This is a genomic window from uncultured Aureimonas sp. (assembly GCF_913775355.1).
GTDB lineage: Bacteria > Pseudomonadota > Alphaproteobacteria > Rhizobiales > Rhizobiaceae > Aureimonas.
On sequence record NZ_CAJYIU010000296.1, the window covers coordinates 1 to 20,793 of the forward strand.

22 protein-coding genes are annotated in these 20,793 nt (G+C 70.9%); 5 read left to right on the forward strand and 17 right to left on the reverse strand.

Annotated elements, in window-relative coordinates; translation table 11 throughout:
* The coding region (locus tag QZ753_RS18035; RefSeq protein ID WP_294645652.1) for a glycosyltransferase at positions 1-1,094 on the reverse strand (1,094 nt) is incomplete at its 3' end.
* A 182-nt stretch (positions 1,095-1,276) separates the two neighbouring features.
* Between QZ753_RS18035 and QZ753_RS18040 the strand changes: the two genes are divergently transcribed.
* Positions 1,277-1,921 carry a glycosyltransferase family 29 protein gene (locus QZ753_RS18040; RefSeq protein WP_294645654.1) on the forward strand — a complete coding sequence of 215 codons (645 nt, stop codon included), beginning with the start codon at positions 1,277-1,279 and terminating at the stop codon, positions 1,919-1,921.
* Positions 1,918-2,883: a hypothetical protein gene (locus QZ753_RS18045; RefSeq protein ID WP_294645658.1), complete on the forward strand. Its 966-nt coding sequence runs from the start codon at positions 1,918-1,920 to the stop codon at positions 2,881-2,883. Before QZ753_RS18040 ends, QZ753_RS18045 begins: the two co-directional genes overlap by 4 nt.
* Here QZ753_RS18045 and QZ753_RS18050 read toward each other — a convergent pair.
* The gene (locus QZ753_RS18050) at positions 2,865-4,061 is read right to left on the reverse strand and encodes a glycosyltransferase family 4 protein (RefSeq protein WP_294645660.1); all 1,197 of its coding nucleotides are present in this window, start codon (positions 4,059-4,061) and stop codon (positions 2,865-2,867) included. The two genes, QZ753_RS18045 and QZ753_RS18050, sit on opposite strands and share 19 nt — an antisense overlap.
* Positions 4,061-5,203: a glycosyltransferase family 4 protein gene (locus QZ753_RS18055; RefSeq protein ID WP_367171526.1), complete on the reverse strand. Its 1,143-nt coding sequence runs from the start codon at positions 5,201-5,203 to the stop codon at positions 4,061-4,063. Before QZ753_RS18055 ends, QZ753_RS18050 begins: the two co-directional genes overlap by 1 nt.
* Here QZ753_RS18055 and QZ753_RS18060 point away from each other — a divergent pair.
* A complete protein-coding gene (locus QZ753_RS18060; protein ID WP_294645662.1) occupies positions 5,189-7,264 on the forward strand; it encodes an HAD-IIB family hydrolase in 2,076 nt (691 codons plus the stop codon). The two genes, QZ753_RS18055 and QZ753_RS18060, sit on opposite strands and share 15 nt — an antisense overlap.
* Positions 7,246-8,106, forward strand: a complete 861-nt coding sequence (locus QZ753_RS18065) for a glycosyltransferase family 2 protein (protein ID WP_294645665.1) — start codon at positions 7,246-7,248, stop codon at positions 8,104-8,106. Before QZ753_RS18060 ends, QZ753_RS18065 begins: the two co-directional genes overlap by 19 nt.
* A gap of 4 nt (positions 8,107-8,110) precedes the next feature.
* On the opposite strand, the gene QZ753_RS18070 is transcribed toward QZ753_RS18065, so the two are convergent.
* The 8 genes from QZ753_RS18070 to QZ753_RS18105 all read right to left on the reverse strand — a co-directional run bounded on the left by QZ753_RS18070 (position 8,111) and on the right by QZ753_RS18105 (position 14,599).
* Positions 8,111-8,767, reverse strand: a complete 657-nt coding sequence (locus tag QZ753_RS18070) for a methionine ABC transporter permease (RefSeq protein ID WP_294645666.1) — start codon at positions 8,765-8,767, stop codon at positions 8,111-8,113.
* A complete protein-coding gene (locus tag QZ753_RS18075; protein ID WP_294645668.1) occupies positions 8,748-9,785 on the reverse strand; it encodes a methionine ABC transporter ATP-binding protein in 1,038 nt (345 codons plus the stop codon). Before QZ753_RS18075 ends, QZ753_RS18070 begins: the two co-directional genes overlap by 20 nt.
* 124 nt (positions 9,786-9,909) lie before the next feature.
* On the reverse strand, positions 9,910-10,731 hold the full coding sequence (locus tag QZ753_RS18080; RefSeq protein WP_294645671.1) for a MetQ/NlpA family ABC transporter substrate-binding protein: 822 nt from the start codon (positions 10,729-10,731) through the stop codon (positions 9,910-9,912).
* 185 nt (positions 10,732-10,916) lie between these two features.
* Positions 10,917-11,624 (reverse strand): RibD family protein, encoded by a 708-nt coding sequence (locus QZ753_RS18085; RefSeq protein ID WP_294645673.1) that lies wholly within the window; start codon positions 11,622-11,624, stop codon positions 10,917-10,919.
* Between the two features lie 215 nt (positions 11,625-11,839).
* Positions 11,840-12,127: a hypothetical protein gene (locus QZ753_RS18090; RefSeq protein WP_294645674.1), complete on the reverse strand. Its 288-nt coding sequence runs from the start codon at positions 12,125-12,127 to the stop codon at positions 11,840-11,842.
* A 12-nt stretch (positions 12,128-12,139) separates the two neighbouring features.
* Positions 12,140-12,325 carry a hypothetical protein gene (locus QZ753_RS18095; protein WP_294645675.1) on the reverse strand — a complete coding sequence of 62 codons (186 nt, stop codon included), beginning with the start codon at positions 12,323-12,325 and terminating at the stop codon, positions 12,140-12,142.
* An 82-nt stretch (positions 12,326-12,407) separates the two neighbouring features.
* Positions 12,408-13,478: a catalase family protein gene (locus tag QZ753_RS18100; RefSeq protein ID WP_294645676.1), complete on the reverse strand. Its 1,071-nt coding sequence runs from the start codon at positions 13,476-13,478 to the stop codon at positions 12,408-12,410.
* A 68-nt stretch (positions 13,479-13,546) separates the two neighbouring features.
* Positions 13,547-14,599: an acyltransferase gene (locus QZ753_RS18105; protein ID WP_294645677.1), complete on the reverse strand. Its 1,053-nt coding sequence runs from the start codon at positions 14,597-14,599 to the stop codon at positions 13,547-13,549.
* A 439-nt stretch (positions 14,600-15,038) separates the two neighbouring features.
* Here QZ753_RS18105 and QZ753_RS18110 point away from each other — a divergent pair, with 439 nt between their 5' ends.
* The gene (locus tag QZ753_RS18110; protein ID WP_294645678.1) at positions 15,039-15,707 is read left to right on the forward strand and encodes an HAD family hydrolase; all 669 of its coding nucleotides are present in this window, start codon (positions 15,039-15,041) and stop codon (positions 15,705-15,707) included.
* Positions 15,708-15,806: 99 nt separating this feature from the next.
* Here QZ753_RS18110 and QZ753_RS18115 read toward each other — a convergent pair whose 3' ends face one another.
* From QZ753_RS18115 to QZ753_RS18140, 6 genes are read right to left on the reverse strand one after another with little or no spacing between them, the layout of a single operon-like run.
* Positions 15,807-16,580, reverse strand: coding sequence for an SDR family NAD(P)-dependent oxidoreductase (locus QZ753_RS18115; protein WP_294645679.1), 774 nt, complete (start codon positions 16,578-16,580; stop codon positions 15,807-15,809).
* A 10-nt stretch (positions 16,581-16,590) separates the two neighbouring features.
* Positions 16,591-17,268, reverse strand: coding sequence for a class II aldolase/adducin family protein (locus QZ753_RS18120; protein WP_294645680.1), 678 nt, complete (start codon positions 17,266-17,268; stop codon positions 16,591-16,593).
* Positions 17,265-18,707: an FGGY family carbohydrate kinase gene (locus tag QZ753_RS18125; RefSeq protein WP_294645681.1), complete on the reverse strand. Its 1,443-nt coding sequence runs from the start codon at positions 18,705-18,707 to the stop codon at positions 17,265-17,267. Before QZ753_RS18125 ends, QZ753_RS18120 begins: the two co-directional genes overlap by 4 nt.
* Before the next feature lie 4 nt (positions 18,708-18,711).
* The gene (locus tag QZ753_RS18130) at positions 18,712-19,443 is read right to left on the reverse strand and encodes an SDR family oxidoreductase (protein WP_294645682.1); all 732 of its coding nucleotides are present in this window, start codon (positions 19,441-19,443) and stop codon (positions 18,712-18,714) included.
* On the reverse strand, positions 19,440-20,501 hold the full coding sequence (locus QZ753_RS18135) for an ABC transporter ATP-binding protein (RefSeq protein ID WP_294645683.1): 1,062 nt from the start codon (positions 20,499-20,501) through the stop codon (positions 19,440-19,442). The genes QZ753_RS18130 and QZ753_RS18135 overlap by 4 nt, the downstream gene beginning before the upstream one ends.
* A gap of 53 nt (positions 20,502-20,554) precedes the next feature.
* Positions 20,555-20,791 carry a DUF2160 family membrane protein gene (locus QZ753_RS18140; RefSeq protein WP_294645684.1) on the reverse strand — a complete coding sequence of 79 codons (237 nt, stop codon included), beginning with the start codon at positions 20,789-20,791 and terminating at the stop codon, positions 20,555-20,557.
* Positions 20,792-20,793: the final 2 nt, after the last annotated feature.

The window sequence follows — 20,793 nt, forward strand, 5'->3', positions numbered from 1 at the left end:
CCCTCCCAGAGCTCGTCCGTCAGCCCTTCCAGCCAGCCGGCGGCGCGCCGGGCGGCGTCCGGCTCGTGGAGTGTGCGGATCGCCTCGCCATCCAGCGCGCGGGCCTCGGCCAGAAGCGCCTGCCAGCCGGCGAGATCGCCTGGCCAGATCGGAGCCGTCACCGCCGCGCCGAGCCTCACCAGCGCCTCGGCTTTCCGCGTCTGCTCGCCGAAATAGCGCCATTCCGGCATGACGATGAGCCGGGCGCCGACGCGCGCGACCTCGTGGATCGTGTTGTCGCCCGCCGACGCGATCACGATGTCGGCGGCCGCGAGATAATCGGTCACGCCCGGCACCCAGCCGAGTTCGGTGAGGTTGGCGAAATCCGTCTCGTGGCCCTCGCGATGGGTCGGCCCGAGCGTCAGCCAGAGCGCGTCGGGCACGGCGCGGGCCGCAACGGTCAGGGGTGCGTAAGGGGTGCCGCTGCCGCCGCCGCCGGTCACCGTCACGATGATCTCTCGGGTCGGGTCGAGCCCCAGGCGGCGGCGCGCCTCGGCCTTCTCCGGCACCGCGTCGAGCGTGGTGCAAAGGCCCCCGGAATAGAAGGTCTTGGCGCGCAGATGCGCGGGATAGTCATCCTGCTCCAGCCGCTCGTCGAAGGGCGCGAGCATGCCGACCGAGGCCTCGTAGGAGCCGATGTGGCCGATGTCGGAGCGGTCGCCATGCATCCGGATCTGGACGGCGGGCACGCTCGCGATGCGCGACAGGAGCGCGATCTCGGACGAGACGTCCACCACGAAGAGCCCGACCTCGCGCTCGTCGAGATGGTCGAGGATGGTGCGCATCGTGCGCCGCATCTCGGCAAGGCCGAGCGGCACGCAGTGCATCACCTGCGGCGTCGGCTCGGCGTAGAGGCGCGGCGTCGGCACCGCGGCGCCGATCATGTTGGGCAGCGGCACGATCTCGATGTCGCGCCGGAAGCCGTCGAAGAGGTGCGGTCCCGCCGTCATCACCGAGACCGGCCGGTCGCGCGAGAACTCGGACACCAGCGCCATGGTGCGGTTGGCGTGGCCGCGACCCTGATGATGGACGAAGAAGGTGATCGGCTTCGGCACGGTTGAGCGTTCCCCTCGGGTCTCCCGCGCCGAACCCCCGTTCGGCCGAATGCGAGGGAGACAAATCTATGGCCCCCTTCGCATTTGTCATCGTGGTCCGCTCAAAGTGACGCAGCCGGGCCCTTCCCGGCGGGCCGCGCGAGGGCATGTAGCCAAGGGCGGACGGAAACGAGGACGGGCTGATGTCGGACACACCGCGTGGCGGGCCTTCGCCCCTGCGCCGAACTCCCCGTCGCATCGCGATCGTCGGCAACGCGCCGGAACTCGGCGACTGCGGCGCGGCGATCGACGCCGCCGACTGGGTCGTGCGCTTCAACAACGCCGCCGGCTTCAGGGCTTGCGCGGGGCGCCGCGTGACCCATCTCGCCCTCGTCAACCACGGCGGGCAGATGCGCGAGTGGCTGGAGGATCCGAGATTTCTCGATCGTCCCGCGGTGCGGGCCGCCGAGACCTTCCTGTTTCCCTTTCCCCGCAAGCCGGCCTCGGTTCGCCCGGAGAACGAGGACGGTCGCGACTGGACCGACGAGGCAAAGGCGCGGCTCGGCCCGCTCGGCCGGCCGATCACCCTCTTGCCCGCCACCGTTCACCGCGAGGCGGCGGCGCTGATCCACACGCCCGGCGGCGCGCCGCCGCCGCCCAGCACCGGCTTCCTCGTTTCGCTCCATCTCCTGCGCCGCTATGGCGGCATGGTGGAGATCGACGTCTACGGCTTCGGCTTTGCGGGCTGGGACGGGCATGACTGGGCGCGCGAGCGGCGATGGTTCGAGGCGATGGCCGCGGGCGGGCTCCTCCGCCTCCATCCGCTCGCCACCTCGCTCGCCGCGTGAGCGCAGCCGCGCCGCGCTGCTTCCTGTGCGGCGGCCGGGCGCTTGCGCCGAGCGACCGGCATCTGCGCTGGCCGGACGGCGCCACGCGGCGTTTCGCGCTCGCCTGCGGCTTCTGCGGTGTGCTGACCGATCGGGCGGAGGGGGAAGAAGCGCTCGGGCATCTCGGGGAGGCGATGGCTGCCGAACGGCTCCGGCTCGACCGGGACGCCCCGTACGGCCTCGACATCTTTACGCTGCGCACCGCCGCCACGCGCTGGCACCGCGCCGCAACGCCGGCGGATACCGCGCAGCGCGGGGCGCTGGCCCATCCGCATGCCGACCTGGCGGCCGAGGCCGACCTCTGCGATCTCGACGAAGACTGCGCCGACCCCATCGCGATCGGGTTGATGTGCCGCGCCGGGGAATGGGAGGCGGCGCTGGAGATGCTCCGCCCGCACCGGGCGGCGGGGTCGCCGGTCGTGATCCTTGCCGACGGCGAGGGGCCGGCACGCACGCCGGAGCCCGGCATCCTCGTCGCGCGCCGCCCGATGGCGGGCGATTTCGCCGCCCAGCGCAACGCGCTGCAGGATCTCTCGCCCGCCCCCTGGATGCTGCAGCTCGACGCCGACGAGACGCTGGCGCCTACCACGGCAGCGCTTCTTCCCGCGCTCGCAAGGCTGGCCGAGGCGGGCGATGCCGTGTCGATCGGCCTGCCCCGGCGCAACCTCGTCGACGGCCGCCTCGCCGACCTCTTTCCCGACACGCAGTACCGGCTCAACCGGCGTGAGGTCCGCTATGCCGGCCGTGTCCACGAGCGGCCGGACCGCCCGTGGCAGCGCAGCCTCGTCGCGCTGCACGGGGCGATCGATCACCATCTGCCCCACGCGCGGGTCAAAACCCGCTCGCGCGCCTACGAGGCGATGGCGCCCGGCGCGGGGCGGCTCGAGGAAGAGGACGCGCTGCTTCAGCCCTTTCGCGACTGAAAGCGCGCGATCGCCTCCTCGTAGAGCGCCAGCGTCTCCCGCCCCAGCGTCTCGCGGGTGAAGCGGCCGGCCGCCGTCAGCGCGTGCTGGCGCAGGGTCTCGCGCATCCGGGGATCGGCGATCACCGGGCGCAGCGCTTCGGCGAGCGCGGGCCCCGTCGTCTTGCACGCCATGGCGCCGGCCCCCGTCGCGCCCACGAACTCGCGGGCGCTGGCATCCTCCATCGAGGCCACCATCGGCCGGCCGTAGGCCATGCCCTCCTGGTAGACGAGGCCGAAGCTCTCGTAGCGCGACGGGGCGAGGACCGCGTGCGCCGCCTCGTATTCGCGCGCGAGATCGTCCTCATGCAGGCGGCCGAGCGGCACGAGGCGCGTGCGCGGCCCTGCGGCCACACCGTCGAGCGCTGACCCGTCGACGCCGGCCAGCCGGACCTGGAACGAGGGCAGGGCGCCCGCGTCTGCCTCGCGGCCGAGGATCTCCACCGCCTCGAGGATCGCGTCGAACCCCTTGCGGTGCTCGGGCCGGCCGACGAAGAGAAGGCGGATCGGCTCGCCGTCGGCGGCTCCGGGATAGCCCGCCGCCCGCGCGCGGGCCAGCATGGCCGGCGCGAGGCTGAGGCCGATCACGGCATGCGGTCGGTCGCCCTCGATCAGCCCGTATTCGGCTGCGATGCGCCGCCCGTGATCGGCGGTGTTGGAGATGAGCCCGTGGCTCCCGCTCGCCTGCCGCGCCTCCAGGCGGTCGGCCGCCCAGCCATCGAGCCGGTCGCGAAGATTGTCCGCCGGCTCGCGCGAGAAGGCGGCCGGCGTCGAGTTGCGCGTGACGAGCGCCATGGGCGGGCGGCGGGCGAGAAGGCAGGCGGGCGCATACCAGTTGGTCGCCTCGACGACGTCGAAGGGTCGTCGGGCGTGCTCGGCGAGGATCGCACGGCGCACGGCGAGCGGCGCGGCGAGATGCCCGACCGCGCCGAAGAGGCGCAGCCGCGCGATGCCGCCGCCTTGGACGGGCTCGGCGCCGACGATCCGCACGCCGCCCGCCTCCGACACGCCGCGCCGGTCGAGCGTCAGGACGGTCACGTCGGCGCCGGATGCGACGAGGCTTTCGGCGATCTCGCGCGCGGCGGTCGACAGGCCGCTTGGGGCCGGCGGATAGTCCCAGGCGATCAGGGCGGTGCGCATCAGCGGTCCAGCAGCTTGCGGTAGAGGGCGAGATAGTCGGCGGCCATGCGGCGGGCGGTGAAGCGCTCCTCGAAGCGACGGCGCACGCCCGCGCGGTCGAGCGTTCTGGCCTTCTCGACGGCCTCGACGGCTTCCGCCTCGCTCGACACCACGAAGCCCGTGACGCCCTCGTCGACGATCTCGCGCACCGAGCCCCGGTCCCAGGCGACCACCGGCGTGCCGCAGGCCATGGCCTCGATCATCACGAGGCCGAAGGGCTCCGGCCAGTCGATCGGAAAGAGCAGCGCCTCGGCGCCGCCGAGCATCCCGCCCTTCGCCGCGTCGCCGAGCGGGCCGACATAGGTCGCCGTGTCCGACAGGAGGGGGCGCACCTCGCGCTCGAAATAGGTGGGGTTGCCCACATCCACCGTGCCGGCGAGGCGGATCGGGCGGCCCGCCGCGTCGGCGATCCGGATCGCCCGGTCGGGCCGCTTCTGGTCGGTCCTCCCGCCGACGAAGGCGCGATTTCCGCCCGCACCGTCCGAAAGCGCGTAGCGGTCCTCGGCGATGCCGTGATGGACGACACCGGCCCGGTTGGCGGCCGGGAGCATCGCTCCTTGCGCGCCCGAGATCGCGGCGACGGGAAGGTCCGGGAAGGTCCGGAAGAAGATCTCCCGGTCGAGCTCGTCCACCCGCCAGTGGATGGTGGTGAGGCTGTGCCGCCGACGCTCGCCAAGGAGCGCCGCGTGGAAGAACTCGCCGTGGCAGTGCACGATGTCGAAGGCGTCGAGGCGGGTGCGCAGGTCCTCCATCCGCGCCGCTTCCAGAACGGCGGGGATGGAAGGCGGCACAGTCCCGTATTTCGCTTCCAAGCTAAACAAACTCGGCCAGATTCCGACCCTTGGTACATCCGTCGCACTGTCCGCCGGGGCCAATAGCGTTACCTCGACTCCGAGGTCCTGCAGCGCAATGGAGAGGTCATGGATGACTCTCTCCGTCCCGCCGTGATCTTTGGGTGGCACCGGAAATATTGTCGGAGCAACTTGGGCGACCCGGATATTTCGACCGGGCTTCGCCGTTGAATTTGCCTGCATGAGCCGTTGCTCTGATCTGTTCGAGTGGTTTTGCGTCAAGGGTTGGAGAGAGCCATGTTCATTCTTCATGTCGCACTTCAAGGGTGCCTGCGCGCAAAGGACGTGGAATACGGGCTGACGGCCGACACCGGCGGCCACATCCGCTACCTCCTGGACCTCGTGGCGGCCTCCGTGGCCGACCCCGACGTCACCCGCACCGTGATCGCCACGCGCCGCTTCGAGGACACGCGTCTCGGGGCCGACTACGCGCAAGGGTTCGAGCGGATCGACGAGAAGACCGAGATCGTCCGCTTCTGGACCGAGGACCCCGCCTATCTCGAAAAGGAAGCGCTCCACACCGAGGTCGGCAGCTTCGCCGACGCGCTGGTCGCCTTCATCGAGGCCGGGGAGCGGCGCCCCGACGTCCTCCACGCCCACTATGCCGACGCGGCGAGCGTCGCCGCGATCGTCGAGGCGCGGCTCGGCATCCCCTTCGTCTTCACCGCCCACTCGCTGGGGCGCGTGAAGCGCGAGACGCTGGGCCTCCGGCCCGGCGCCGACGCGGCGCTCGACCGGCGCATCGCCGCCGAGAACGCGGCGCTCGCCGACGCTTCGCTCGTCATCGCCTCCTCGCGCGACGAGGCCGAGGTGCAGTGGATGGGCTACGAGGCCTACGAGCCCGGCCGCATCCGCATCCTCGCGCCGGGCAGCGACCTCCAGCGCTTTGCCGGCGCGCCGACCTGCGCGCGCGTCGACGCCTCGATCGCCCGCTTCCTGTGCGAGCCGGACAAGCCGGTGATCCTGGCGCTCGCCCGGCCGGTCGCCAAGAAGAACCTCGCCGCCCTGGTGCGGGCCTTCGGCGAAAGCCCGGCGCTGCAGGAGCGCGCCAATCTCGTCCTGTTCGCCGGTGCGCGCGAGGACTATGCGACGCTCGACGGCGACATGGCCGAGACCGTAGCCGAGCTTCTCGCGCTGATCGATCGATACGACCTCTACGGGCGCGTCGCCTATCCAAAGCACCACCGGCCCGAGGACGTGCCGGCGATCTACGCGCATGCGAGGGTCCGTGGCGGCCTCTTCGTCAACCCGGCGCTGAACGAGCCCTTCGGCCTGACGCTGCTCGAGGCGTCTGCCGCCGGCCTGCCGCTCGTCGCGACCGATTCCGGCGGACCCAACGACATCGTCGAGATGTGCGGCAACGGCATCCTGGTGAACCCGCGCCTCGACGCGGCGATCGCCGAGGCCGCGCTGTCGATCCTGTCGGATGAATCAACCTACGCGCGCTTTGCGGCCGCGGGCGACAAGGTCTCGGCGGCCTATGACTGGACGCGCCACGCCACGCGCTACCACGCGCTTCTCGGCTCGCTCACGACGCGGAGCGACGCCGCGGCGCGGCCCGAGCAGCTTCTCATCTGCGATATCGACAACACGCTCGTCGGCTGCGCGGACGGCGTGCGCACCTTCGGCGCCTGGCGCGAGCGCCAGCCGGGGCTCGCCTTCGGCGTCGCGACCGGCCGCTCGTTCCATTCGGCGCTCGCCATCCTCGAACAGCAGGACGCGCCGCGCCCGCAGGTCGTGATCTCCTCGGTCGGTTCGGAGATCCATCACCTCGATCCGAACGGCACCACCTATACGCAGGACGCCGAGTGGCGCGCCATCGTCTCGCGCGCCTGGGACCGGGACGAGGCGCGCCGGGCGCTGGCCAGAGTGCCGGGTCTCCTGCCGCAGGCGCCGCTCGAGCAGCGCGCCCACAAGCTCAGCTACTTCACCGAGGGCCAGCCCGGCATTGTCGGGCGGGTGCGCGCGGCGCTGGAGCGGGCCGGGCTGAAGTGCTCGGTGATCCACAGCCACGGGCGCTATCTCGACATCCTGCCGATCCGCGCCTCCAAGGGCACGGCGGTCGACTTCGTGCGCGCCCGCCTCGGCCTGTCGCAGGACGCCGTGTTCGTCGCCGGGGATTCCGGCAACGACATCGAGATGCTGCGCACCATTCCGCAGGCGATCATCGTCGGCAACTTCTCTGACGGGCTCGCGGCCATGCCGGCGCTCCGCCACTCCTATGTCGCGCGCAACACCCATGCGCGCGGCGTGATCGAGGGCGTCCTCCACTTCCGCGACAAGGCGAGGGCCGCATGCAAGCCAGCGTCCTGACGCTGGTGCGCGGCCGGCGGGATCATCTCGCCCGCCTGATGGAGGGGCTCGCCGGCCAGACGTGCCGCCCGGCGGAACTCGTGATCGCCTGGATGCAGGACACCACCTTCGAGGACCTGCCCGATCCCGGCTGCCCCGTGCGCCATGTCATGGTGCCGGGCGAGCCAATGCCGCTCGCCGAGGCGCGCAACCGGGCAGCAGATGCCGCGCGGTCTGAACTCCTCGTCTTCCTCGACGTCGACTGCATCCCCTCGCCGACCGTGGTCGAGGCCTATTGCGAGGCGGCCGAGGGGCAGGACGGCCTGTTTCTCGGCGAGGTCCTGTATCTTCCGGCGGGCGCCGCGGAGGCCGGGCTCGACTTCGCGCGGCTCGACGCGCTCGGCCGCGTCCATCCCGCAAAGCCCGCCGTGCCCAATGAGGGCCTGCGCCGCGAGCCGGATGCGGGCGAGCTCTGGGGTCTCTCCTTCGCGCTGCCGGCCGCACGCTGGCACGCCGTCGGCGGCATGGACGAGCGTTTCGTCGGCTATGGCGGCGAGGAGACGGACTTTGCCGTGCGCGTGGCGGCCGCCGGCCTGCCGTTCTTCTGGACGGCGGGGGCGCGCTGCTATCACCAGCACCATCCCGTGCGGGTGCCCCCGCTCCACCACTTCGACCACATCCTGCGCAATGCCGAGCTCTTCCGCACGCAGCATGGGCGCTGGTGCATGGACTACTGGCTCGGCCAGTTCCGCGACGCCGGGCTGATCGACTGGCGGGACGATGCGATCCGCCTCCTGCGCGCACCCTCGCCGGCGGAGATCGAGGCGTCCGGCACGGGCGCGGCGGAGCGCCTCTTCTCCTGACCCGTCAGCGCCGGTGATCGAGCCGGGCGACGACCCGGTCGCCCGCCCACTGCATGAGGCAGACGAGCACGACGAGAACCGCGACCACGGCCACCATGACCTCGGTCTGGAAGCGCTGGTAGCCGTAGCGGATGGCAAGGTCGCCGAGCCCGCCGGCGCCGATCGCGCCGGCCACCGCCGTCGCGCCGACCAGCGTGATCAGCGTGACGATGAAGCCCGCGACGAGGCCGGGCATCGCCTCCGACAGGAGGACGTGGCGCACGATCGTCCAGCGCCCGGCGCCCATGGCGCGCGCGGTCTCGACGAGGTTCGGGTCGACCTCGCGAAGGCTCACCTCGGCGATCCGCGCGTAATAGGGGATTGCGGCGATCGAGAGCGGCACGATCGCGGCATAGGTGCCGATCGAGGTGCCGACGATGAGGCGCGTCAGCGGGATCAGCGCGACGAGGAGGATGATGAAGGGCACCGAGCGGAAGGCGTTGACGAAGCCGCCGAGGATGCGGTTCGTCCAGGGCTCCTCGAGGATACCGCCCTTGGCGGTCACGGTGAGAAGGAGGCCGATCGGCAGGCCGACGAGGAGCGAGACGAGGCCGGACGCCAGCGTCATCAGGATCGTCTCCCACGTCGCGCGGATCAGAAGGTCAGTCAGCGCGGACGACATGGCCGAGAAGCTCCGTGCGGATGGTGGACGAGGCGAGATGGGTGAGGATCGGTTCGAGATCGTCCGGCCGGGCCGGCGTCACGCCGACGAAGAGGCGACCGACCGGAACGCCGCCGACCGGCTCGACACCGCCCGACAGGATGCGGGCCGAGGCGCCGAACCGGGCGCCGAGGTCCGACAGGAGCGGGGCGCCGGCACCGGGCCCGCCGAGGTCGATGCGGATCAATGCCTCGCCCGAGCCGCCCGGCGCCAGCACGAGGCCCGGCGGCAGCGCCGCGGCGTCATGCCCGAGAAGGCTCTTCGTGACGGCCGCCTGCGGGTCGGCGAAGACGCGCCACGTCTCGCCGGCTTCGGCGATCCGGCCGTTCTCCAGCACCACGACGCGGCCCGCGATGCGGCGCACGACGTCCATCTCGTGGGTGATGAGGAGGATGGTGAGGCCGAGGCGACGGTTGATGTCGGCGAGAAGCGACAGAATCTGCTCGGTGGTTTCCGGGTCGAGCGCCGAGGTCGCCTCGTCGGAGAGGAGCAGCGCCGGCTCGGGCGCGAGCGCACGGGCGATGCCGACGCGCTGCTTCTGGCCACCCGAGAGCTGCGCGGGATAGCGGTCCTCGCGGCCTTCGAGGCCGACGAGCTGGAGGAGGTCGCGCACGCGGGCCTGCCGCGCGCCCCGCGCCATGCCCGCGATGATGAGCGGCAGTTCGACGTTCTCGGCCGCCGTGCGGTTGGCCAGAAGGTTGAAGTGCTGGAACACCATGCCGATCCGCCGGCGCACGGGCTTCAGCGCGCTTTCCCGGAGGGCCTGGATCTCGCGTCCCTCGATCGCGACCGTGCCGGCGTCGGGGCGCTCCAGCCCGTTGATGCAACGGATCAGGGTCGACTTGCCGGCGCCGCTGCGGCCGATGATGCCGAGGATTTCGCCCGAGCCGACCGTGAGGTCGATGTCGGAAAGGGCAGCATGATCGCCGAAGCGCTTGGATACGCCGGCAAGGCTGAGGATGGGGGCGGGAGAGGTCATGGGTGGGACATGCCGAAGGCCGACGCGGAAGGAAAGCCCTGCCGGCCGGATGAAAACGCATCCGGGCCCGCCTTCGATGAAGGCGGGCCCTCTGGGCGGAACGGGTGGGAGGGGCGGAGGACGCTTACCAGGCGGGCAGCGTCGTGCCCTTGTAGGCTTCCGCCAGCGCGGCCTTCACCGCGTCGGTCTGGTAGGCCGCGACCAGCGTCTTCACCCAGGGCGCGTCCTTGTCGGCGGCGCGCACGGCGATGAAGTTGCGATAGGGGTTGTTCTCCAGCGGCTCCTGCGCGATCCGCTCCCGGGCCGGGTCGATGCCGCTCTTCAGCGCCCAGTCGGTGTTGACGACGCCCGCGTCGAGATCGTCGATCGAGCGGCCGACGATGCCGGCGTCGAGCTCGCGGATCTCGAGGTTCTTCGGGTTCTCCTCGACGTCGATCGCGGTGGCGAGGATGCCGGCCCCGTCGCGGAGCTTGAGAAGACCCTGCGCGGCGAGAAGGTTCAGCGCGCGGCCGGCGTTCGACGGATCGTTCGGGATGCCGATCGAGCCGCCTTCCGGGATTTCCGCAACGCTTTTATGCTTGCGCGAGTAGAGGCCGATCGGCTGGACCAGCGTGTAGCCGACCGGCACGATGTCGTAGCCGTGCTGCTGCACCTGCGCGTCGAGATAGGGCTGGTGCTGGAAGGCGTTGGCCTGGAGCTCGCCGTTCGCCAGCGCCTCGTTCGGCTGGACGTAGTCGGAGAAGGCGACGGTCTCGACGGTGAGCCCGGCCTTCGCCGCCTCCTGCGTGACGACCTGCCAGACCGCCTCGTCCTCGCCCGACATGATGCCGACCTTCACCGTCTCGGCCGCGGCGCCAGCGGCCGTGGCGGCGAGCATCGCGCCGGACATCAGGCCGAGGACGGTGCGGCGCGACAGGGCGGACAGGAAGGACGAGGGGCGACGCATCGGCGTGTCTCCGGCTGGGGAATGGTGCGGACCGCACGGGATGCGATCCGATGGGAGGACCCTAGCGTTTCGCGTTGCAGCACGAAAAGGATCGGCTGCCTAAAAATCCGGCTCGGCGCGACAAATTCGACCATTCCGGTGGATTGAAGCGCCTTGCCGGCAGCGTCGCGGCCCCTCGACCGCCGTCAGCCCAGCACCACGCGGTAGCGCAGATGCACCGCGCCGCCCTCGATCGTTTCCGCCGACTGGAGCGACAACTGGGCCTTGCCCTTCAGTCCCTCCTGGCCGAAGGCGACGATGCCCTCGACCTCGGTGCCGCCGTCGAGCGCGGGCGCCAGCACGACGCTGAACTCGTCGACGAGCCCGGCGGCGAAGAACGAGCCGTTGATCGCGGCGCCGCCCTCGACGAGAAGGCGCCGGACGCCGAACTCGTTTGCGAGGACCTCCAGCGCCCGTTCGAGATCGACCTCCGGCCCATCCGAGACGATGTAGCTGACGCCATCGCCAACGAGCTCGGCGAGATGGGCGTCGGACACGCCGTTGCCGAGAAGCACGACCACCGGGTCGCCGCCGACGTCGGAGCCGCGGAAGTGCAGCTTGCCCGTCGTGTCCGGCGCGATCGCCAGTGGGCGCTCGTCCGCGCGCGGCGCGCGGTGGATCGGGCGCACCGGCTGGTCGAAGGTCTCCGGCCGATGCGGCTCGCCCTTGGCCATTTCGGCCATCGTGGTGCGGCCGACGAGCCAGGCGTCGCCCTTCAGCGTCTCGTGGATCGCCTCGTAGGCGCTGCTCCAGTCCTTCACCGCGCCGTCAGGGCTCTGCGTGTAGCGGCTCGGGTGCAGACGGCCGTCGATCGAGGACGTCATGTGGCAGACGACATGGGGACGTTGGCTCATGGGACAGGCTCCTTTCCAGAAGGGCCCCGCGCCGTCCGCCCATCCCCTCCGTTCAGCCGTCGTCAGGCGACGGCGGCGACCACGATCAGGGGAAGGGCGAGGGCCAGCATGCCGACGGCGATGCCAAGGCGGGGCGAGGGGGATGAACGGCGCATGAGGCGTCTCCGGTCCGTTGCGGGAACGGATTAGCCTCGGCGGATGGGGTTAACGAAGAGTTACGACGGCGTTTCCGGCCGGAAGCCGAGGACGAAGCGAGCAACGACCTCGGCCGGCATCTCGCAGGGGCGCAGGAGCGCCTCGCCGTCCGCCAGACGGTAGAGGTTGGCGCTGACGATGCCGCCGCCGCCCCGCTCCTCGCCGTAGAGCCAGATCCGGCGACCGTCGCCGGACCGGTGCAGCGTCACGCCGAAACGCCGCCCCTCGAACGAGCCCTCGCAATGCCCGTCCGGCCAGCCGTCGAGGCGTTCGGCGAGGACGCGAGGATCGTGGTCCGGCGCGGTCATGGCTTCAGCGCGTCAGTGGCCGGCGTGCGCGTCGCCGCCGCTGCCGTCCGAGGCGGAGGATTGCTGGCTCTGCGTCAGGGTCTGCGTCGCCGCTGAGCCGGCGCCCGGCTGCGTTTCCACCGTGCCGTTGTCCTTGCAGGCGGCAAGGCCGAGGACGGCGAGAAGGGCGGCGGCGGTCAGGGTCGGGCGAAGCGTCATCGATCGAAGTCTCCTTGCAGTCTGACGCAACGCACGAGGGCCACGCCGGTTCGACGCCGCGGCCCTTTCGCTCAGATATCGGTCACGACGGCTCGTGATACGGGCAGCCGTTGAACCGGGCGCGGAAGTCGGCCGAATGGCGGTAGGGCTCGCGGCGGGCGCGGTTGATGTTGCCGAGCGGCTGATGGTCCGCGATGCCGGTCCAGACGGAGAAGCGCATCTCCTCGTTGACCGTCTGCACGCGGGCGTCGTCCCAGCTGTCCTGCGCCCTGGCGCGGATGGTGCCGACGCGCTGGAAGGGGGCCTCGGTCTCGTCCCAGGCGACGGTCGCATCCTCGACCGGCTGCCGGTCGAGGTCGCGGCAGAGCTGGACGCGGAATTCCCACTCGGCGTCGATGCCAGCCATCTCGCGCCGCACCTCCTCACGCACCGCATTCTCGCGGCCCTTGACCTCGATCTCGTGGCCGGTCAGCGCCGTCATCGCGGGAGCCACGGGCTTCAGGCTGAACTTGGCGATATGCTCGCCGTAGCGGAACGGCGTCGTGGAATAGTAGGTCTCTCCGAGCGGCTCGACGTTCGGCGCGCCGCCGAGCGTGTTGACGGTCGGGCTCTCGATGCCGACCGTCTCCAGCGCCGTGCGCACGCCGCGCAGCACCTTCGAAGCGACCTTCTTGGTGCCCTCGATCCGGTCGGTCGTGGCGGCGAGGAGCTTGAGGCTGCCGAGGAACTCCTTGGCGCTCTTCGCCTGGAACACCGGCGCGTTGACCATGACGAAGTCCTGCGCCGTGCCTTCCGAGCCCGGCAGCCGCTCGCCGGGAACGTCCAGCACCTTGATCGCAAGGCCGCGCGGCAGGCTGATCGCGTCGGGCAGAATGTCGCCCGCATTGGTCGACATGCGCAGGAACACCTTGTGGGTGCCGGCCTTGGCGAAGAGACCCTGCGCCAGCTCGGGCGGCAGACCTTCGTCGATCCGCAGCTCGCCCTCCAGGATGCCGTGCGACTTCGCGTGCACCGAGCGCACGGCGTGGCCGTAGTCCTCGGCCGTGCGCTCCAGGATCGTGTCGAACGTGTCCTTCAGGCCCTCGACGGTCTCGCTCTCGCCCGGATCGACGAACTCGACCTCTGGCCGGTATTGTACGGGGCGCGCGATCATATCCTGCTCCATCGAGAAATCAGGAGCCCAACTCGCGCCGGGGCTGAGAAGTTCCGGCTGCTGGCCGCTCAGGTAACGGGCTGCGCGGCGACGGACCGCACGCCGGCGGCGCGCCGCTGGAAAGTGGGACGCAGGAGCCGGCCGAGCGGGGCTTCGACGAGGCGATGGAACGCGAGCCCGGCGGCCAGGCACACGAGCACCGCCGCGGCGCTGTAGAGAAGGCTCATGACCCCCTCCGCGCCGAGCCCCAGCCGCCGCCAGGCGATCTGCGCGAGGGGGGCGATCGGCAGGTGGACGAGGTAGATCGAATAGGAGGCGTCGCCGAGGCGCTGCAGGAACGGGATGTGCCACGGGCCGGCTGCACGTTCGGCAAAGACCGCGCCGGCAACGACGAGGGCGGCGGGGACGCCCGCGGTCGGCAGGCGGTTCGCCTGCACCGCGCCGAGCATCAGGAGGGCGCCGGCCGCGACGAGGGCGAGGCACGCCGCGCGCGGCAGGCGAAGGCCCGTGCCGTGGAGCGTGCCGATCCCGAGGCCGAGCGCGAACTCGAGGATCACCGGATCGGTGTAGAAGCCGGCCGCCCCGCCGGGCCGGAGCGCGAGGCCCGCCAGCGCCAGCAGCGCCAGCGCGCCGCAGGCGGCCGGCACCTGCCCCCGCGCCGGCAGGCAGAGGGCGATGGCGAAGAGCGCATAGAAGGCCATCTCGTAGTTCAGCGTCCAGCCGACGAGGAGCAACGGGTTGTAGAGGCCGATGACGGGATGGAGGGTCGGCCAGAAGGCGAAGGAGGCGAACGTGTGCCACGGCACGAAGACCGTCGCGCCCGACAGGCCCGGCATCAGCACGGCGACGTTGGCGACGAGCGCCGTGAGAAGCCAGTAGGGCGGGGCGACGCGCAGGAAGCGTCGCGCAAGGAAGTCGAGCGGCCGGGCGCTGGCCGCGTCCCGCGTCGTCACGCAGATGATGAAGCCGGACAGGACGAAGAACAGGTCGACGCCGACGAAGCCGAGGGAAAAGCAGGAGAGATGGACGCCCTCGCCGAGCCGCCCCGCGCCGCAGGTGACGTGGAAGACCACGACCATCAGGGCGGCGATCCCGCGCAGGTATTGAAGATTGCGGATCATCGTCGAAGGTTCCGTGCCGCATGCCGGCGGGCTTGCGGAACGCGAGCATATCCGTGGCGACATTAAGAGGTCCTGACGAAACCTCATGGGGGGCGGTCTGCCGGGTCTTCGACCAACCCGGCGTCGTCGCCGATGATCACCGCAGCGCTGCACGGGCTCCGCTCGGCTCCCGGCCGGCGGCCCCAATCCCTCGCCGTCCCCCGGCCCCAAGGCCTTCTTCAGGCCGTCGAAGAGGTCCTGACGGAGCCTCGTGCGGGGGGCTGCCGGCGCGTCTGAGTCGCGGCCCCCCGGTGCCCGGCCTTCGGCAGCGCCTGACCCTCGCCCGGCGCCCGCCCGGCCCGCCTCGAGGCCTCGACATCGCCCCCGCCGGACGGGGGATGCTTGTGGCACGGCGTCCTTTGCGGCAAGGAGGGGTATCGTCCCTCCGGTTCCGGTTTCCATGGCGCAGCACCCTTTCCCCGGCCGTCGCTTCGGCGCCTTCCTGTTTGATATGGACGGCACGATCCTGAATTCGATCGTGGCGGCCGAACGGGTGTGGGGGGCCTGGGCCCGCCGCCAGGGGCTCGACGTCGACAGCTTCCTGCCGACGATCCACGGCATGCGGGCGATCGAGACGATGCGCCGCGTCGGCATTCCGGAGGCGGTGCTGGAGGCGGAGATCGCCGGGCTGGTGCAGGCCGAGATCGACGACGTCGAGGGGATCGTGGAGATCGCGGGCGCCGCGATCTTCTTGAAGTCGCTGCCGGCGGAGCGCTGGACGATCGTCACCTCGGCGCCGCGCGCGCTCGCCGAGAAGCGGCTCGCCATCGCCGGCCTGCCCGTTCCGCCGCTGATGGTGACCGGCGAGGACGTCTCGAACGGCAAGCCGGCGCCCGACTGCTTCCTGCTCGGCGCGAGGAAGCTCGGCGTGCCCATCGAGGCGTGCCTCGTGTTCGAGGACGCTCCCGCCGGGATCCGGGCGGGCGAGGTGGCGGGCGCGGCCGTGCTCGTCATCGACGCCACCCACAGCCACCGGCTCGAGACGCCCCATCCGAGCGTGTCCGGCTACGACGCGCTCGCGGTCTCGCAAGCCCCGGACGGGACGCTGGAGATCATCGCCAAGGGGTAGCAGCGCCGCGCGGCGACAGCCCGCTCAGTGATCGAGCGCTTGTTCCGGCACCGCATGAACCGGCCCGAAAAGTCGGTTCAGCGATGGGGCAGTGGAGCCCTACCAGCAGGTGAAGCCGGCGTCGGCCAGTACCGTCGTGCCGGTCATCAGGCTGGAGGCGTCGGACGCGAGGAAGTGGACGACGGAGGCGATCTCGTGCGGCTGGCCCATGCGGTGCATGGGCGTGTCGCGCAGCCAGACGTCGATCATGCCGTCGTTGTCCTCGCGGTAGCTCGTCATCTCCGTCTCGATGTAGGTTGGCGCCACCGCGTTGACGCGCACGCCCCGGTCGCCCCATTCGGCGGCCAGCGAGGACGTCATCTGGTGCACGGCGGCCTTGGAGGCGTTGTAGTAGGTCTGCTTCTGCGGCCGGTTAGAGATGTAGCCCGACATCGAGCCGATGTTGACGATCGACCCGCCGCCGGCCTTCAGCATGTGCCGGCCGAAGGCGCGGTTGCACCAGAAGACGCCGTTGTAGTTGACGTCGTTGACCTTCAGCCAGCGCTCGTCCTCGGTGTCTTCCGCCGCGACGCCGGACATCGCGATGCCGGCGTTGGCGACGAGGATATGGACGCGCCCGTGCGCGGCGACGATCGTCTCGGCGAAGGCCTCGACGTCCTGCGGTTTCGTCACGTCGAGGACATGCGCTTCCGCCTCGAAGCCCTTGGCCCGCAGGGCGGCGAGGCCCCGATCGGCCACCTCGCGGTCGATGTCGGCGATGACGATGCGCGCGCCGAACTCGGCCAAGGCTTCCGCGATCGACAGGCCGATGCCGCGCCCGCCGCCGGTGACGACGGCCGTGCGGCCGTCCAGCCGGAACTTCTCCTGGAACATGTCTATCTCCTCAGCGATCGATGAAGGGATGGCGGCCGGGGGCCGGGAAGCGCTGGTTCTTCAGCGCGATCAGCTGGTCGACCTCGTGTTGGTCGAACTCGTGCGCGCCGCCGTACTGCGAGGCGAGGAAGACGACCTTGGCGTAGTAGTCGAGCGCTTCCATCTTGAACCAGGCGGACTGGAGGTCGTGGCCGCAGGTGAGCGCGCCGTGGTTCTGGAGGAGCAGCGCGTCGTGGCGGGCGAGATAGGGGCGGATCGCGTCCGACAGCTCGTCCGTCGAGGGCAGTCCGTAGGGCGTCAGCGGCACCTCGCCGAGGAACATCGTGGATTCCGGCATGATCTGCTGCGTCAGCGGCTTGCCGCAAATCGCGTGCACCGTGGCGTAAAGCGGGTGGGCGTGTACCACCGAGCGCACGTCCGGCCGCGCCTCGTAGACGCACAGATGCATGCGCGTCTCGGACGAGGGCTTCCAGCGGCTCTCCACGACGGGCGCGCCCGTGCGGTCTATCCGGCAGATCATGTCGGGCGTCATGAAGCCCTTGGACGTGTTGGTCGGCGTGCACAGGAACGTGCCGTCGTCGAGGAGGACGGTGATGTTGCCGTCGTTGGCCGCGCCCATGCCCTTGTCCCAGGCGCGTCGGCCGATATCGCACATCATCCGTTTCAGGGCGTCTATGTCTTGGCTCATGCGGGATGGTCCTCTTGAGCGGCTTCGAACCAACGGAGCGACATGACGGCGCGCAGGGCGGTCCGGCCGGCGGTGATGGAAGGAAAGGCGCCGAGCGCCGCGAACTGGACGAGGGCGTTGCCGATGGCGCTCGCCTCCACCGGGCCGGCGAGAACCGGGCGGCCGGTGCGTCGCGCGACAAGCGCGCAGAGCGCTTCGTCCCGCGCGCCGCCGCCGCCGAGCCGGAGGCGCCGGACGGGGTGGCCGCGCAGGCGCTCGATCGCCATGAGACCGGCGGCGACGTCCCGCGCCAGACCCTCGTAGAGCGCGCGGGCGACCGGGCCGGGCGCGTCCCGGCGCAGCGCCGGGCACACGGTGCCGAGCGTCTCCAGAAGGTCGGCGGGGTCCATGAAGGCGGGGTCGGAGAGATCGGGCACTACGAGTGCGGGAGGCTCCGCGAGTGCCAGGCGGCCCCAGGCTTCGAAGGGGATATCCTCGCCGGTGCGCCGTTCCCAAGCGGCGCGCAGCCGGCGCAGGAGATGCAGCCCCTGCAGGCTGCGCACGAGAATGGCCCGTTCTTCGACGCCGCCCTCCAGCCCGAAGCCGGCCTCGCGCGCGCCCGCCGGCAACCCGCCGTCCGCCACCTCCACCCCGAGGAGGTTCCAGGAGCCCGCGATCAGGAAGGCCTCGTCGTCCTCGCAGGCCAGCGCCAGCGCGGCGCTCGCCGTATCGTGCGCGGCGACGACGACCACCGGCACGGAGCCGAGCCCGAGACACGCGAGGTCGTCGCGCAAGGCTCCGAGCACCGTTCCGGCCGGCACGATCGCGCCGAAGGGCTTCGCCTCGAGGCCCGCAAGCGCCAGGAGTTCGGGCGCCCAGGTTCCCGTCGCGAGATCGACGAGGCCGGAGGTGCGCGCCAGCGTCGCCTCGCAGGCCGCCCGCCCCGACAGGTGATGGGCGACGAGGTCGGCGATCATCAGGACATGACGGGCACGCGCCGCCTCGGCCGGGTGATTCGCCGTCCAGTCCTGCAGGTGGAAGAGGGTAACGAAGGGCAGGATCTGCGCGCCGGTGGTCCTCGCGATCATCGCATGCTCGGCCCGAAGTGCCGCCATCCCTCTGGCGCCGCGCTCATGGCGATGGGTGCGCGGCTGGTCCACCGGCACGCCGTCCTCCGCGAGGAGGGCGAAGTCGACGCCCCAGCTGTCCACCCCGACCGTCTCGACGCCGCCGGCGCGCGCGGCCGCGGCAAGGCCGGCCTCAACCCCTTCGAACAGGACGCCAAGATCCCAGGCCGGCCCGTCGGGAAGACTGGTCTCGTAGCCGGCGAAGCGGTGGATCTCGGTGAGCTCGATCGTTGCGCCGTCGAGGTCGGCGAGGATCGCCCGGCCGGAGCCGCCGCCGAGGTCGAAGACGAGGCAGCGCCGGGGCGCAGAACGTGCGGCAGCCTCGCCCGTCATCACGTCAGGCGATCATGAACCCGCCGTCCACCGGCATCGACAGGCCGTGGACCATGGCGGCGGCGTCCGACAGGAGGAACAGGATCACCTCGGCGATGTCGTCCGGCTCGGCAAAGCGACCGAGCGGGATGCGCGAGAGCATGGTGGCGGCCTTGTCCGGGTCGCTCCAGGCCTTCACCGCCATCGGCGTCAGCGTGACGGTGGGATGGAGGCCGTTGACGCGGATGCCCATCGGCCCGAGCTCCTTCGCCATGACGCGGGTCAGCCCGTCGAGCCCGGCCTTGGAGGCGCAGTAGGCGGCGTGATCGGGAATGCCGACGAACGAGGCGCAGCTCGACACGTTGACGATCGCACCGGGCCGGCCCGCCGCCACCCGCTCGCGGGCGTATTCCTGCGCGATGATCATTGGTGCGCGCGTGTTGACGGCGTAGAGGAGGTCGAAGTTCTCGACGGAGACGTCGAGGAAGGATTCGAGCTCGGTCGTGCCGGCGCAGTTGACGAGAAGATCGGCGGGCAGCGCCTGCCTTGCCGCCGCGCGCGTCGCTTGCGGATCGGCGAGGTCGACGACGACGGTCTCGCAGGACGTCTCGGCCTTCAGGGTTTCGAGGTCGGCGCCCGAGCGGGTCAGCGCGATCACATGGGCGCCGCGCCTTGCCAGCATCAGCGCGGTGGCGCGCCCGATGCCCTTGCCGGCGCCGGTGACGACGACGCGCTTGCCGGAAAAGTCGGCGCTCACAGCCGGCGCCCCGTCTCGCGGTCGAAGAGGTGGACGCGGCGCGTGTCGATCACGAAGGAGACCTCCTCGCCCGGCTGCGCGCCGATCCGGTCCTTGACCACGGCATCGAGCGAATCCTTGCCGACCTTGGCGAAGACCTGCGTTTCCGAGCCGGTCGGCTCCAGCACCGAGACGCGCGCGGGGACGCCGCCCGGTCCGATGTCGATGTGCTCGGGGCGGATGCCGTAGGTGACGGTGCGGCCGGGCTCGACATGTCTTTCCCCGAGCGGCAGGCGGGCGCCGCCGTCGGCGGCGAAGACCGAGCCGTTCGGTCCCGCCTCGATCCGCCCGTGGACGAAGTTCATGGCTGGCGAGCCGATGAAGCCGGCGACGAACGTGTTGACCGGGTTGTCGTAGAGGTCCAGCGGGGCGCCGATCTGCTCGACGCGCCCGTCGCGCATGACGACGATCTTGTCGGCCATGGTCATCGCCTCGATCTGGTCGTGCGTGACGTAGACGATCGTCGTCTTCAGCCGCTGGTGGAGTTCCTTGATCTCGACGCGCATGGCGACGCGCAGCTTGGCGTCGAGGTTGGAGAGCGGCTCGTCGAAGAGGAACACCTGCGGATCGCGCACGATGGCCCGGCCCATGGCGACGCGCTGGCGCTGGCCGCCGGACAGCTCCTTCGGGTAGCGGTCGAGATACTTTTCCAGATCGAGGATCGAGGCGGCCTTCCTCACCTTCTGCTCGATCTCGGATTTCGGCGCGCCCTTGATCTTGAGCGCGAAGCCCATGTTCTCGGCGACCGTCTTGTGGGGGTAGAGAGCGTAGGACTGGAATACCATGGCGATGTCGCGGTCTTTCGGGGCGACGTCGTTGACGACGCGCCCGCCGATCGAGATCGTGCCGCCCGAGATCGGCTCCAGCCCGGCGATCATGCGGAGCAGCGTGGACTTGCCGCAGCCGGACGGGCCGACCAGCACCACGAACTGCCCGTCGCCGACATCGACGTCGACGCCGTGCATGACCTGCACCTGGCCGTAGCGCTTGACGACGTTCTGGATGGTGACCTGTGCCATGGGGAACCTTGGGAAGTGAGGGGCGTGTCGGGCGAGCCGGGCGAGGAGCCCGCTCAGCCCTTCCAGACGATCAGCGCGCCGAGCGCGATCGCCACGATGTGGCAGACGGTGAGCGGGATCGCCTGCTCCAGGAAGCGCATCCAGAGAAGCTCCAGCGCGACGAAGAGGTAGATCCCGATGAAGAGCCGGTCGAACCAGTTGGTGGTGATCGGCAGGAAGCCGTGGCGCGGCGCGGGCGGCTTGGCGCTGGCTTCCTCGTCGGCGGCGTCGAGGTCGACGGTCTTGTCCATTG

Bases quoted from the DNA above. Each gene is read 5' to 3' on its own strand.
- QZ753_RS18050 (WP_294645660.1), bottom strand. From the start codon at position 4,061: ATGCGCACCGCCCTGATCGCCTGGGACTATCCGCCGGCCCCAAGCGGC.
- QZ753_RS18110 (WP_294645678.1), top strand. From the start codon at position 15,039: ATGGCGCAGCACCCTTTCCCCGGCCGTCGCTTCGGCGCCTTCCTGTTT.
- QZ753_RS18080 (WP_294645671.1), bottom strand. From the start codon at position 10,731: ATGCGTCGCCCCTCGTCCTTCCTGTCCGCCCTGTCGCGCCGCACCGTC.
- QZ753_RS18075 (WP_294645668.1), bottom strand. From the start codon at position 9,785: ATGACCTCTCCCGCCCCCATCCTCAGCCTTGCCGGCGTATCCAAGCGC.
- QZ753_RS18085 (WP_294645673.1), bottom strand. From the start codon at position 11,624: ATGAGCCAACGTCCCCATGTCGTCTGCCACATGACGTCCTCGATCGAC.
- QZ753_RS18090 (WP_294645674.1), bottom strand. From the start codon at position 12,127: ATGACCGCGCCGGACCACGATCCTCGCGTCCTCGCCGAACGCCTCGAC.
- QZ753_RS18115 (WP_294645679.1), bottom strand. From the start codon at position 16,580: ATGTTCCAGGAGAAGTTCCGGCTGGACGGCCGCACGGCCGTCGTCACC.
- QZ753_RS18095 (WP_294645675.1), bottom strand. From the start codon at position 12,325: ATGACGCTTCGCCCGACCCTGACCGCCGCCGCCCTTCTCGCCGTCCTC.
- QZ753_RS18060 (WP_294645662.1), top strand. From the start codon at position 5,189: ATGTTCATTCTTCATGTCGCACTTCAAGGGTGCCTGCGCGCAAAGGAC.
- QZ753_RS18070 (WP_294645666.1), bottom strand. From the start codon at position 8,767: ATGTCGTCCGCGCTGACTGACCTTCTGATCCGCGCGACGTGGGAGACG.
- QZ753_RS18125 (WP_294645681.1), bottom strand. From the start codon at position 18,707: ATGACGGGCGAGGCTGCCGCACGTTCTGCGCCCCGGCGCTGCCTCGTC.
- QZ753_RS18140 (WP_294645684.1), bottom strand. From the start codon at position 20,791: ATGGACAAGACCGTCGACCTCGACGCCGCCGACGAGGAAGCCAGCGCC.
- QZ753_RS18100 (WP_294645676.1), bottom strand. From the start codon at position 13,478: ATGATCGCGCGCCCCGTACAATACCGGCCAGAGGTCGAGTTCGTCGAT.
- QZ753_RS18105 (WP_294645677.1), bottom strand. From the start codon at position 14,599: ATGATCCGCAATCTTCAATACCTGCGCGGGATCGCCGCCCTGATGGTC.
- QZ753_RS18120 (WP_294645680.1), bottom strand. From the start codon at position 17,268: ATGAGCCAAGACATAGACGCCCTGAAACGGATGATGTGCGATATCGGC.
- QZ753_RS18055 (WP_367171526.1), bottom strand. From the start codon at position 5,203: ATGAAGAATGAACATGGCTCTCTCCAACCCTTGACGCAAAACCACTCG.
- QZ753_RS18135 (WP_294645683.1), bottom strand. From the start codon at position 20,501: ATGGCACAGGTCACCATCCAGAACGTCGTCAAGCGCTACGGCCAGGTG.
- QZ753_RS18065 (WP_294645665.1), top strand. From the start codon at position 7,246: ATGCAAGCCAGCGTCCTGACGCTGGTGCGCGGCCGGCGGGATCATCTC.
- QZ753_RS18040 (WP_294645654.1), top strand. From the start codon at position 1,277: ATGTCGGACACACCGCGTGGCGGGCCTTCGCCCCTGCGCCGAACTCCC.